The sequence below is a fragment of the Thioalkalivibrio sulfidiphilus HL-EbGr7 genome (assembly GCF_000021985.1).
Classification (GTDB): domain Bacteria; phylum Pseudomonadota; class Gammaproteobacteria; order Ectothiorhodospirales; family Ectothiorhodospiraceae; genus Thioalkalivibrio_A; species Thioalkalivibrio_A sulfidiphilus.
On record NC_011901.1, the window covers coordinates 867,831 to 880,457 of the forward strand.

At 66.4% G+C, this 12,627-nt stretch carries 11 protein-coding genes; 9 read left to right on the forward strand and 2 right to left on the reverse strand.

Annotated features, from left to right (window positions below; translation table 11 throughout):
- Positions 1-14 precede the first annotated feature (14 nt).
- The 9 genes from TGR7_RS03970 (at position 15) to TGR7_RS04010 (ending at position 10,992) form a co-directional block, all read left to right on the forward strand.
- Positions 15-404 (forward strand): CBS domain-containing protein, encoded by a 390-nt coding sequence (locus TGR7_RS03970; RefSeq protein ID WP_012637383.1) that lies wholly within the window; start codon positions 15-17, stop codon positions 402-404.
- Between the two features lie 123 nt (positions 405-527).
- Entirely contained in the window at positions 528-2,633 is a 2,106-nt protein-coding gene (locus TGR7_RS03975; protein ID WP_187148417.1) for a putative bifunctional diguanylate cyclase/phosphodiesterase, read from the forward strand.
- Between the two features lie 192 nt (positions 2,634-2,825).
- Positions 2,826-3,698 carry a phosphate/phosphite/phosphonate ABC transporter substrate-binding protein gene (locus tag TGR7_RS03980; RefSeq protein WP_148211462.1) on the forward strand — a complete coding sequence of 291 codons (873 nt, stop codon included), beginning with the start codon at positions 2,826-2,828 and terminating at the stop codon, positions 3,696-3,698.
- Positions 3,699-3,786: 88 nt separating this feature from the next.
- Positions 3,787-6,198 carry an EAL domain-containing protein gene (locus TGR7_RS03985; protein WP_012637386.1) on the forward strand — a complete coding sequence of 804 codons (2,412 nt, stop codon included), beginning with the start codon at positions 3,787-3,789 and terminating at the stop codon, positions 6,196-6,198.
- 53 nt (positions 6,199-6,251) lie between these two features.
- Positions 6,252-7,412 carry an ADP-forming succinate--CoA ligase subunit beta gene (gene sucC / locus TGR7_RS03990; RefSeq protein ID WP_012637387.1) on the forward strand — a complete coding sequence of 387 codons (1,161 nt, stop codon included), beginning with the start codon at positions 6,252-6,254 and terminating at the stop codon, positions 7,410-7,412.
- A gap of 48 nt (positions 7,413-7,460) precedes the next feature.
- Positions 7,461-7,865 (forward strand): four helix bundle protein, encoded by a 405-nt coding sequence (locus tag TGR7_RS03995; RefSeq protein ID WP_012637388.1) that lies wholly within the window; start codon positions 7,461-7,463, stop codon positions 7,863-7,865.
- Positions 7,866-7,904: 39 nt separating this feature from the next.
- A complete protein-coding gene (sucD, locus tag TGR7_RS04000; protein ID WP_012637389.1) occupies positions 7,905-8,771 on the forward strand; it encodes a succinate--CoA ligase subunit alpha in 867 nt (288 codons plus the stop codon).
- Between the two features lie 127 nt (positions 8,772-8,898).
- The gene (locus TGR7_RS04005) at positions 8,899-10,539 is read left to right on the forward strand and encodes an NAD+ synthase (RefSeq protein WP_012637390.1); all 1,641 of its coding nucleotides are present in this window, start codon (positions 8,899-8,901) and stop codon (positions 10,537-10,539) included.
- Between the two features lie 114 nt (positions 10,540-10,653).
- Positions 10,654-10,992: a P-II family nitrogen regulator gene (locus TGR7_RS04010; RefSeq protein ID WP_012637391.1), complete on the forward strand. Its 339-nt coding sequence runs from the start codon at positions 10,654-10,656 to the stop codon at positions 10,990-10,992.
- 106 nt (positions 10,993-11,098) lie between these two features.
- On the opposite strand, the gene TGR7_RS04015 is transcribed toward TGR7_RS04010, so the two are convergent.
- Complete coding sequence (locus tag TGR7_RS04015) at positions 11,099-11,620, reverse strand: nitroreductase family protein (RefSeq protein WP_012637392.1); 522 nt, start codon at positions 11,618-11,620, stop codon at positions 11,099-11,101.
- Between the two features lie 22 nt (positions 11,621-11,642).
- On the reverse strand, positions 11,643-12,407 hold the full coding sequence (locus TGR7_RS04020; RefSeq protein ID WP_012637393.1) for an outer membrane protein assembly factor BamD: 765 nt from the start codon (positions 12,405-12,407) through the stop codon (positions 11,643-11,645).
- Between the last annotated feature and the right edge of the window lie 220 nt (positions 12,408-12,627).

Below are 12,627 nucleotides of genomic sequence, written 5' to 3' on the forward strand. Positions count from 1 at the left end.
AAAAGGTGAAGCCCATGCTCGTCAAGGACATCATGCAGCCCAAGGTGGTCACGGTCTCGCCGTTTGCCACCATCCGCGAAGCCATGCGGCAGATGAAGCGCCATGGCGTGAAATCCCTGGTGGTGGAGAAGAAGGATATCCACGACGCCTACGGCATCATCACCTACACCACCATCCTGCGCACCATCGTCGCCGAGGAAGGCGACATCGATCTCATCAACGTCTACGACGTCTGTTCCAAGCCGGTGATCTCGGTGTTCAGCGAGATGGACGTCAAGCACGTGGCCCGTCTCATGGTCAACCAGGGGTTCCGCCGCCTGGTGGTGCTGCGCAACAATGAGCTGGAAGGCATTGTCACTATGAATGACATCGTCACCGCTATCCTGGAGATGGCGGAGCAGTAAGCGGCAGCTGTCTACGGGCCGCCGGCGCATGCGAACCGCGCCTGGCGGCGGCAGGGAGCCCGTGTCGCTGATGCAGTCCATCGTCAATGGGGGGGCTTGCTCCCCGTAATGGAACATCATGCCGTGACACGCAACGGATCGTCCCCATCCCGCAGCCTGGCGGGTCGGCTGGCCCTGAGGATCGTCGTCGTCTACCTGGTCATGGGTATCCTGTGGATCGCCCTCTCTGACCGCGCCCTGGCCATGCTGGTGGACGATCCGGTGCTGCTCACCTGGCTGCAGACCTTCAAGGGCTGGGCCTACGTACTGGTCACCGCGCTGCTGCTCTACGGCCTGATCGCCTGGCAGATGCACGTCCTGGCCCAGGCCAACGTGCGGCTCGAGGAGCGCGGCCTGCACATCGCCCGGCTCAACCGGGTGCACGCCATGCTCAGCGCCATCAACGGCGCCATCCTGCGTATACGCCACAGGGACAGCCTGTTGCGGGAGTCCTGCCGCATCGCCGTGGACACCGGCGGTTTCGATCTTGCCTGGGTGGGGCTGGTGAACGCGGATGCTCGCACCCTGAGCCCGGTGGCCAGTGCCGGCGATGCCCTGGACTGTCTGGACGGCTTGAGCCTTTGCATCGCCTCCGGAGACCCTGACGCCCACCCCATGGCTGCGGACCTGTGCGCCAGGTTGCCCTTCGTGGTCAATGAACTGAGCGCCATTCCCCCCATGGATGAGTGTCACAGCCGCGCCGTGGCGAGGGGCTTCCGGGCCATGGCCGTGGTGCCCTTCTTCAACGGATCGCAACTGCTGGGCGTGCTGGGTTTCCTGTCCCGTCAGGCCACGGTGTTCGATGCCGACGAACTGCAACTGCTCACCGAGGTGGCCGCCGACACGGGCCTGGGCCTGATGATCATCGACCAGGCCCAGGCCCTGGAGCGTTCCACCCGTTACGATCCTCTCACCGGCCTGCCCAACCGCGGCCTGCTGGAGGAGCGCATCGGCCAGGCCTTGCTGCGCGCGCGGCATCACCGCCGCTACATCGGCGTGATGGCCCTGGAAGTGCTGGGGCTGCGCGCGGTGATCGACTCCCTGGGCCGTCAGCAGGGGGACCGTCTGCAGCAGGTGGTGGCGAGAAGGCTGCTCAGCCGCCTGCGCGAGGGCGATACCGTGGCGCACCTGGGCAACGGCGAGTTTGCCCTGCTGCTCTGCGACCTGCGCATGGGCATGGATGTCTCGGAGGTGGCCGACAAGCTGCTGGAGCCCTTTGAACTGGAGATGGGCGGTGACCTGCCGCCCCTGCACGTGAAGCTCTCCGCCGGTGCCGCGGTCTATCCCGGGGATGCGGAGTCCGGGCCGGAACTGCTGCATTGCGCCGGCGTGGCGCTGCACCAGGGGGGTGCCCAGTCCCATGCCGGGCGCTGCGTGTTCTATGCGCGGGAGATGGATGAGCGGGTGCGAGAGTACCAGGCCCTGGACAACGAGCTGCAGGGCGCCCTGCAGCGGGACGAGATGCACCTGCATTACCAGCCCATCGTCAATACCCGGGACGGCAGCGTGCTCGGCGTCGAGGCCCTGTTGCGCTGGGACAACCGCCGTTTCGGCAGCGTCTCGCCGGGACGCTTCATCCCCATGGCGGAGCATTCCGGCCTGATCCTCTCCCTGGGTGAATGGGTGCTGGAGCAGGCCTGTGCCCAGATCGCCCACTGGCGTGCGCAGGGTTGGAATCACCTGCACATGAGCGTGAACCTCTCCGCCCGCCAGTTGCTCACGCCGGGTTTCGACACCCAGGTGGTGAAGGTGCTGGAGCGCCATGGGCTGGATAAAGACGACATGCCCCTGGTGCTGGAGGTGACCGAGACGGCGGTGATCGAGGACATGGAACAGGTTTCCGAGGCCCTGTTCCGGCTCAAGCGACTGGGCATTGCCGTGCACCTGGACGACTTCGGCACCGGCTATGCCTCCCTGAGCTACCTGCACCGTCTGCCGGTGGATGCGCTCAAGATCGATCAGAGCTTCGTGCGCGGGCTGGGCGGCGATCCGGTGGCGGAGAACCTCATCCGCACCCTCGTGGTGCTGGCCGAGCGGCTGGACCTGAGCCTGGTGGCCGAGGGGGTTGAGACCGACGAACAGCGGGACATCCTCCGGCGTCTGGGCTGTGATGTGGCCCAGGGTTACCTGTTCGCTCGCCCGGCGCCCGCCGAGCAGATCGAGGGCCTGTTCCCCGCGCCTCAGGGCTGAGGGAGCCCGGCCGCCAGGCACGGGCGCATGCTGAGGCAGTGTGGGACTCCGGATGGCCGTAACGGGCCGGAGGGTCGGATCTTCCGACGAACGGTCGTGTCATGCAGAAACGCCGGGCCCTTCCCAAGTGACACTTTCCCCTATAATTTGTGAACTGATTCAAGCTTCTCAACGGGGACCCCCTTGTCACGGATGAACTTGCCCAAAGGCCGCGCTCTGGCGGCGATGCTGCTGGCCTGGTGTCTGGGGGCCTGGGTGGTGGCCCCTGTGGCGGCCGCCGACTCTACGGCCATGCGCGTGAGTCCCCCGCTGTTCGGTGTGTTTCCCTACATGAGTCCCGCCTCCCTGGCTACCCGCCATGGCCCCCTGCGCGCCTGGCTGGCCCAGGAACTGGATGCACCGGTCAACCTGGTCACGGCCCCGGATTTCAAGACCTTCGCACAGCGCACCTGCCAGGGCGACTACGTCCTGACACTGACCGCGCCCCACCTGGGCCGCCTGGCTCAGCGCGACTGCGGCCAGATGGTGCTGGCGGTGACCGCCAATCGTTCGGCCGCGGTGTTCGTCGCCCGCCGCGATGCGGGTCTTGCCAGCCTCGCCGACCTGCGCGGCCAGACCCTGCATGCACCGCCGGAACTGGCGATCATCCACCAGCTGGGTATCGAGGCCCTGCTGCAGGCAGGCCTGGACGTGGACACGGAGCTCACGATCGAGGTGGCACAGTCTCACAACAGCGCGCTGCTGGCGGTGCTTCAGCAGGGGGGGGTGGGGCTGGTGGGACTGCCTACCTGGCAGGATGCCCGGCGTTCGGGCCAGGATCAGCTGGTGGAGATCTTCCGCACCCGGGACATCCCGGGCTTCGTGCTGTTGGGCAATCCTGAGCGCCTGCCTGCCCCGAGGCTGGCGGCCCTGTCTCGGGACCTGTTGACCTTGCACGCCGAGCCGGTGGGTGAGCGCTACTTCCAGGGTTCCGGGCTGGTGAGGTTCATGCTGCCCGAAACCGGGCTGCTGGAGGCCCTTGATCCATTTGCCGACCGGGCCGCCCGCGCCCTCGGGGGCCAGTGAGCGTGGGCGCGCGACAACGCGACCTGCCGCGCAAGGGCCCAGAATCCAGGGTGTGGCGGCCCAGACTGCGACGGCCCGAGGTGCGGCCATGAGCCTCTGGCAATGGCTGCAGGCTTCGCTGCAGCGCAAGCTCAGCGCCTCCCTGGTCCTGGTCCTGGTGCTGTCGCTGGGCCTGGCGGTGTTCGTGGGCCTGCGCCAGGTGGATCGCTTCGCCGAAGAACAGTTGCGGGCGCAGCAGAGCGACCTGCCCCTGTGGATCAACGCGGCCTTCAGCACCCGGGTGTTCGAGCAGGACTACGGCGCGCTGGCGGACCTGGCCTTGCGCATGGTGTCCACTGGCAAAGGCGCGGTGGTCTACGTGCAGGTGGAGGATCTGTCCGGTCGCATCTACGCCAGCGCCGGCGCGGTGCCGGACTGGCTGCAGGCAGATCAGGGGCCGGAGGCCGACGTCTCCTCCATCCATCATGCCCGCGTCCCGCTGACGCTTGGCGGCATGGACGTGGGGCAGGTCTTCATCGGGTCGTCCCTGGAGGCGGAGGAGGCGGCCCGCTCGCGCCTGCTGATGGATAGCCTGCTGGTGGTCCTGGTGGTGCTGCCCCTGGGGTTGCTGCTGCTGGGCACGGTCGGGCACCGCATGGTGAGGCGGGTCGCGCATCTGGCCGCGAGCGCCCGAGCCGTCAGTGCAGGCCATTACGATGTGTCGCTCCCGGCCAGGGGGCATGACGAAGTGGGCCAGCTGGCCGAGGCGTTCCGCGCCATGGTCTCCTCGGTGCGCACCCGCGAGGTGGAGCTGACCGAGGCCCATCGCCAGGCCGAGCGTCTTACCGGGCTTGCCCGCCAGGAGCAGGGCCGGCTGCGTTCCCTGCTCTCGGCCATGAACATCGGCGTGCTGTTCGAGACCCATGATCACCGGGTGGAGTACTACAACCCCGCGTTCCAGAACATCTGGGGTATCCCCCGGGACACCAACCTGACCGGCATGCCCACCCAGGACGTGCTGGAACTGGCGGCCCACTTCGAGTCCCGCCCTGATCACAGCTCGCGCCACATCCTACAGGTCCTGGACACCCACGAATCCAGCGAACGCTTCGAGACGGAGCTCAACGACGGGCGGCTGATCACCCAGATCTCCTACCCGGTGCTGGACAACGACGGCAACAGCCTGGGCCGCCTGTGGATCTACGAGGACGTCACCCACGAGCGCCAGACCGCCGAGCAGCTGCTCTACCTGGCGGAGCACGACGCCCTCACCGGCCTGTGCAACCGCCATTGCTTCGAGCAGCGCCTGGAGAAGGCCATGGCCTCCGCCCAGCGCCATCATCACCGGCTCGCGCTGCTGTACTTCGACCTGGACGAATTCAAGGCCATCAACGACAGCTTCGGGCATCGTGCCGGTGACGCGGTGCTGGTGCGGGTGGCGAGCGAACTGGCCCCGGTGGTGCGCGGCGGCGACATGCTGGCGCGGGTGGGTGGCGACGAGTTCGCCCTGCTCACCCAGATCGACTCCATCGAGGAGGCCCGCAGCCTCGCCGCGAGGCTCTGCGGGACCGTCGCCAAGATCCCGTTCCGCTTCCGGGGCACCGGGGTGCGCAGCACCGCCAGCGTCGGCATCGCTGTCTATCCGGAGCACGGCGAGACCACCGAGGACCTGGTCGCCCGGGCGGATATCGCCATGTACCAGGCCAAGGGTCTGGGCAAGAACACCTGGTCGGTGTACGACCCGGAGCGCGACCGTTCCGAGGCAGTGGCTGAGCGCCTGAGCTGGGGCGACCGCATCCGCATGGCCCTGGAGCAGGACCTGCTCCTGCTGCACTACCAGGGCGTCTATGACGCGGCCAGCGGCGAGCTGGTGCACATGGAGGCCCTGGCGCGCATTCGCGACCCCCGGGACCTGGAGCGCATCCTGATGCCCGGACAGTTCGTGCCCATCGCGGAGAAGACCGGGCTGATCCTCGCCCTGGACCGGCGCGTGCTGGAACTGGGCATCGCCCAGTTGGCGGATAATCCGGACATGCCTCCCCTGGCGGTGAATATCTCGGGCCGTTCCTTTGATGATCCGGCCCTGGCCGATGCCATCCGGGAACTGATCGCACGCCACCGGGTGGATCCATCGCGGCTCATCATCGAGCTCACCGAAACCGCCGCGGTCTCCGAGATCCAGGAGGCCCAGCGCTTCATCGAGTCCATGCACCGGCTGGGCTGCAAGGTGTGCCTGGATGACTTCGGCGCCGGCTTTTCCTCGTTCGCCTATCTCAAGTACATCGATGTGGACATGCTCAAGATCGATGGCATGTTCGTGCGTGACCTGACCCGCGACAGGGAGAACCAGGTGTTCGTGCGCGCCATGGTGGACGTGGCCAAGGGGCTGGGCAAACGCACCGTGGCGGAATTCGTCGAGGATGCCGCCACCCTGGAGATGCTCAATACCCTCGGCGTGGACATGGCCCAGGGCTATCACCTGCACCGTCCCGGGCCGCATCTGCTGCAGAAATCCGCCTGAACCGGCATCCGCTCGCTTGTACCCCGAGGGGTCAAGCGAGTATCTTCATCCCCATGAACCTTCACGAATTTCAGGCCAAGGCACTGTTCCGCGAACACGGCATCCCCGTGCCCGAGGGCGTGGCCGTGAGCGATCCCGCCGCGCTGGGCGAGGCGATCAGTTCACTCGGCGGTGATGCCTGGGTGGTCAAGGCCCAGGTCCACGCCGGTGGCCGCGGCAAGGCGGGCGGCGTGCGCCTGGTCAAGGGCTCCAGGGAACTGGAACATGCCGTGGGCGAACTGCTGGGCGGCCGGCTCGCCACCCACCAGACCGGTCCCGCAGGCCTGCCCATCAACACCGTGCTGGTGGAGTCCCTCACCGATATCGGCCGGGAGCTGTATCTGAGTCTCCTGGTGGACCGTGCCCGGCGCCGGGTGGCCATCATGGCCTCCGCGGCCGGCGGCATGGACATCGAGACCGTGGCCGCCGAGAGCCCCGAGAAGATCATCACGCTGCACGTGGATCCGGCCGCCGGCTACATGCCCTACCAGGGCCGCCGCGTGGCCTTCGCCCTGGGGCTGGAAGGGCCGCAGGTCTCCGCCCTGGTGAAGCTGCTGGGCCAGCTCTACCGGCTGTTCGTGGACAGCGATGCGAGCCTGGTGGAGATCAACCCCCTGGTGGTCACCAAGACCGGGGAGCTCATTGCCCTGGACGCCAAGATCAACCTGGACGACAACGGCCTGTACCGCCACCAGGCGCTGGCCGAACTGCGCGACGAGACCCAGGAGGACGCCCGTGAGGCCCGTGCCCGGGAGCACGAACTCAACTACGTGCGCCTGGACGGCAACATCGGCTGCATGGTCAACGGCGCAGGCCTGGCCATGGCCACCATGGATCTCATCAAGCTGCACGGCGGCGAGCCCGCCAACTTCCTGGACGTGGGCGGCGGCACCACCGCGGCCCGGGTGGCCGAGGCCTTCAAGCTGATCCTCTCCGACGAGGCCGTGAAGGCGGTGTTCGTGAACATCTTCGGCGGCATCGTGCGCTGCGACCTGATCGCGGAAGGCATCATCAACGCCGTCAAGGAAGTCCATGTGACCGTGCCCGTGGTGGTGCGCCTGGAAGGCACCAACGTGGACCAGGGCAAGCAGATGCTGGCCGAGAGCGGCCTGAACATCATCACCGCCGAGTCCCTCACCGACGGTGCCAGGCGGGTGGTGGCGTCGGTCCAGTGAATTCAAAATTCAAGATTCAACATTCAAAGGAAAACGAGAGGACATGGAATGTCTGGTGCTCGATTCGAGGATCTTGAGGTCTGGAGACGTACGAGGACGCTCACGGCTTCCGTCTATGCGTTGACGCGTGACGGTGCCCTTTTCAGCGATCAAGTGCTTTGTCGCCAGATGCGCCGCAGCGCGGTCTCGGTGATGTCCAACATCTCGGAAGGGTACGAGCGGGGTGGGAATCGCGAGCTGATTAATTTTCTGTCCATGGCCAAGGGTTCGGCTGGGGAGTTGCGTTCCCAGATTTATATTGCTCAGGATGCGGGCCTGCTGGACACGCAGCGGGCCGGGCATTTGAGGAATGAATGTGTTGAAATCAGTCGCATGCTCGCCGGCTTCATCCGTTACCTGCAATCTGGCAGATATAAAGGTCACAAATTCCGGATCCAGCAATCCCACCTTTGAATTTTGAGTTTTGAATCTTGAATTGCGCGAGTCCCCACCATGTCCATTCTGATCGACAAAGACACCAGGGTGATCTGCCAGGGCTTTACCGGCAAGCAGGGCACCTTCCACTCGGAGCAGGCGATCGCCTACGGCACGCGCATGGTGGGCGGTGTCACGCCGGGCAAGGGCGGTCAGAAGCACCTGGACCTGCCGGTGTTCGACACCGTTCACGATGCGGTGCGTGACACCGGCGCCGAGGCCACCATGATCTACGTGCCGGCGCCGTTCGCGGCGGACGCGATCCTGGAGGCCATGGACGCGGGCATTCAAGTGATCGTGTGCATCACCGAGGGTATCCCGGTGCTGGACATGCTGCGGGTCAAGGCGGCCCTGGCCCACAGCGACGCGCGCCTGATCGGTCCCAACTGCCCCGGTGTGATCACGCCCGGCGGCTGCAAGATCGGCATCATGCCCGGCCACATCCACCAGCCCGGTCGGGTGGGCATCGTGTCCCGTTCCGGAACGCTCACCTACGAGGCGGTGAAGCAGACCACCGACGCGGGTCTGGGCCAGAGCACCTGCGTGGGCATCGGCGGAGACCCCATCCAGGGCATGAACTTCGTGGACTGCCTGGCGCTGTTCCAGGCCGATCCGCAAACCGAGGGCATTATCCTGGTGGGCGAGATCGGCGGCACGGCGGAGGAAGAAGCGGCCGCCTACATCAAGGCCCACGTCACCAAGCCCGTGGTCGCCTACATCGCCGGCGTGACCGCACCGCCCGGACGGCGCATGGGCCATGCCGGCGCCATCATCTCCGGCGGCCAGGGCACGGCGGAACAGAAGTTCGCCGCCCTGGAGGCCGCCGGCGTCTCCGTGGTGCGTTCGCCTGCGGAGATGGGCGAGCGTATGAAGACGCTGCTGTGAGCGGCGAATTCAAAATTCAATATTTAAAATTCAAAGGGAGGATCACGCCCGCGTTCTCCGTGACGGTCGATCGCGGCTGTGCCCGTCCTTTGAATGTTGAATTTTGAATATTGAATTGTCTTCCCCCATGACCGACACCCTGAAAATCGCCCTGGCCCAGGTGGACCTGCTGGTGGGTGACGTGGAGGGCAATGCCGAGCGCATCCGTGACTGGGTCTTCAAGGCCCGGGATGAACTGGGCGCGGACCTGGTGCTGTTCCCCGAGCTGGCCATCACCGGCTACCCGCCCGAGGACCTGCTGCTGCGCGCCAGCCTGCATGCGCGCGTCGAGCGCGCCCTGCACCGGCTGGCCCACGAGGTCCGTGGCATCGACGTGGTGCTGGGCGCGCCCATGCAGGATGAGCGCGGCCTGCACAACAGTGCCCTGTTGCTGCGCGACGGCGCCATCGCTGCCCGTTACGACAAGCAGATCCTGCCCAACTACAGCGTGTTCGACGAGAAGCGTTATTTCGTGCCCGGTCACGGGGCCTGCGTGATCCAGGTGCGCGGCGTGCCCCTGGGGCTGACCGTGTGCGAGGACATCTGGCAGCCGGAACCCGCCGCCCGAGCCAGGGAGGCGGGCGCGCGTCTGATCCTCAACATCAACGCCTCCCCCTATCACCGTGGCAAGCGCGAGGAGCGCCTGCAGACCCTGCGCGCCCGTGTGCGGGAGACCGGACTGTCCGTGCTCTATCTCAACCTGGTGGGTGGCCAGGACGAACTGGTGTTCGACGGCCAGTCCCTGGTGATGGGTGGCGATGGCGAGGTACGCCAGTCCCTGCCCGCCTGGCATGAGGCCCTGTCCCTGGTGAGCGTGGACTGCCCGGCGGGCGATGCGCCGCTCCAGCCCCGGGCCGGTGAGCAGGCGCCCCTCGCCGACGAGGCCGCCGAGCTCTACCAGGCCCTGGTCACCGGGGTGCGCGACTACGTCTCCAAGAACGGCTTCAGGGGCGCGGTGCTCGGGCTCTCCGGCGGCATCGACTCGGCGCTGACCCTGTGCATCGCCGTGGATGCCCTGGGCGCGGACGCGGTGGAGGCGGTGATGATGCCCTACCGCTACACCGCCTCCATGAGCGTGGAGGATGCGCGCAGCCAGGCGCAGAGCCTGGGGGTGCGCTACCGGGAGATCCCCATCGAGCCCATGGTGGAGGCCTTCATGACGGGACTGGCCCCGGAGTTCGAGGGACTGCCCCGGGATACCACCGAGGAGAACATCCAGGCCCGCTGCCGGGGGGTGATCCTCATGGCCATCTCCAACAAGACCGGCCGCATGCTGCTCACCACCGGCAACAAGAGCGAGATGGCGGTGGGCTACGCCACCCTGTACGGGGACATGGCCGGCGGTTTCGCGCCGCTCAAGGATGTCTCCAAGCTGTGGGTGTTCCGCCTGGCGGAGTACCGCAACACCCTCGGTGCGGCCATCCCGCGCCGGGTGATCGAGCGTCCGCCGTCTGCGGAACTTGCGCCGGGACAGCAGGACTCCGACAGCCTGCCGCCCTACGAGGTGCTGGACCCGATCCTGGAGCGCTTCGTGGAGCAGGATCAGTCCGTGGAGCAGATCGTGCGCGCCGGCTTTGACGAGGCCACCGTGCAGCGGGTGGCGACCCTGGTGTTGCGCAACGAGTACAAGCGCCGCCAGGCACCGCCCGGCGTGCGGGTCACACGCCGCGGCTTCGGCAAGGACCGGCGCTATCCGATTACCTCCGGGTACGGAAGATTGTTAAGTTGAAGATAGATACAAGTTGCCAGAGAAAAGTGACAAGAGGGCCAAGCCCTTTGCCCTGGTACCTGGTAGCGAGTACCTTGTCCTGAACCAGACATCGTCAATTTGGGGAATGAGCACATGAAAAAGATCGAAGCCATCATCAAGCCCTTCAAGCTCGAAGACGTGCGCGAGGCGCTGATGGAGATCGGCGTCACCGGCCTGACCGCCACCGAGGTCAAGGGCTTCGGCCGCCAGAAGGGCCACACGGAGCTCTACCGTGGCGCCGAGTACGTGGTGGACTTTATTCCCAAGGCCAAGCTCGAGGTGGTGGTGGACGACGACCGGGTGGATGTGTGCGTGGACGCCATCGTCAAGGCCGCCCGCACCGGCAAGATCGGCGACGGCAAGATCTTCGTCACCCCGGTGGAGCGCGCCATCCGCATCCGCACCGGGGAAGAGGGGAGCGAGGCGCTTTAGCAAGTGGCCAGTGGCTAGTAGCTAGTGGCAAGGAAAGCCGCGGCTTCGATCTGATCCGATGTCAGCGAAGCAAAGGTCTTTCTTGCCACTAGCCACTTGAGACTTGCTACTTGTAAATCACCAGTTCATCCAGCCTTCTGCGCGGCGTCACCTCCGGCAGTTCCGCCGGGTAACCCACGCACAGCAGCGCCACGGGGCGCTGCGTCTCGGGTAGGCCCAGGTGTTCGGCGACCTGCGCCTCATCGAAGTAACCGACCCAGGTGGAACCCAGTCCGGCGGCGACCACGGCCAGCTGCGCGTAGGCGCAGGCAATGGTGGCGTCCTGCAGGGCGAACAGGTCCCGCCCCCGTTCGCCGTATTTGCGTGCAGAGCGTTCCGCCTCGGTGCAGAACACCAGCACCACCGGGGCCTCGGCGATGAAGGCCTGGTCGTGGGCAGCCCGGGAGAGGGCGGCACGCAGGGCGGCGTCACGCACCGCCACCACGCCGTAGGCCTGCAGGTCACCGGCTGAGGGCGCGGCGATGGCGGTCTCCAGGATGGCGTGAAGTTTTTCATCCTCCACCGGCATGTCCGCCTGGTAACGGCGGACCGAGTGGCGATGGCGCACGGTCTTGAAGAAGTCCCACATGGCCTGTGTCCTGTCTGGGGTTTCAGCGGTTCTGCAGTCGGGCGGCCCGTTCCGGATCGTTCAGCGTCAGGACCCGCAGGGCATCATTCGCCAGGTCGTTCAGCTCCAGTTCCCGGTAGGCACGCACCATGACCTCCAGGGCATCCAGGTTGGAGTCGGCCTCCGGGTAGCGCTCGATCACGGTGCGGGCGCGCTGGGCGGCGGCGAGCCACGCCCCCCGACGCATGTAGAAGTTCGCCACGTGCAGCTCGTGGGCCGCGAGCATGTTGCGCAGGTAGATCAGGCGCTGGTGGGCGTCCTCGGCATAGCGGCTGTCCGGGAAGTTGCCCACCAGGGTGGAGAAGTCATCGAAGGCCTGGCGCAGGTGGGCCGGGTTGCGGCTGCTGGGATCCCGGGGGAACCAGCGCTGCAGGTAGCCCTGGCCGCGGTTGGCATTCACCAGGCCCTTGAGGTAGTAGGCGTAGTCCACGTAGGGATGCCGCGGGTTGATCTGGATGAAGCGATCGGCGGCGGCCAGGGCCATCTCCGGCTCGTCGGCCTTGTGATAGGCGTAGGCCACTTCCAGCTGGGCCTGCTGGGCGAAGCGGCTGAAGGGGAAGCGGGCCTCCAGGCTCTCGTAATAACTCACCGCCTGGTCGAAGTTGCCCCGGTCCAGGGCCGCGCGGGCCTCGGTGTAGAGCTGGCTCGCGGACCAGTCGCGGGTGGGATCCTGACGGTTGGCGCCGCAGCCGGCGACCAGGGTGAGGGACAGCAGGGAGACGAGCAGGAGCAGGATGAACTGACGCATGGGTGTCATGGGGCACCGGGACTGGAATAATGGGCGGCAGTATAACAAGGGAAACGCTGAATAACTCGGCGTTTCCGCGGGCCAGGGACGGCCCGCCCGCGAATCGAACGCCTAAGTGTTTGATTCGCGTAGCCGCGTCCGGGCGTGTACCGGGCGCGGCGCGCGCTGAACAAGTCCTGGACGGACTTGTTCAGCGCTTCCCAACGAGAGGGCCGTGAGC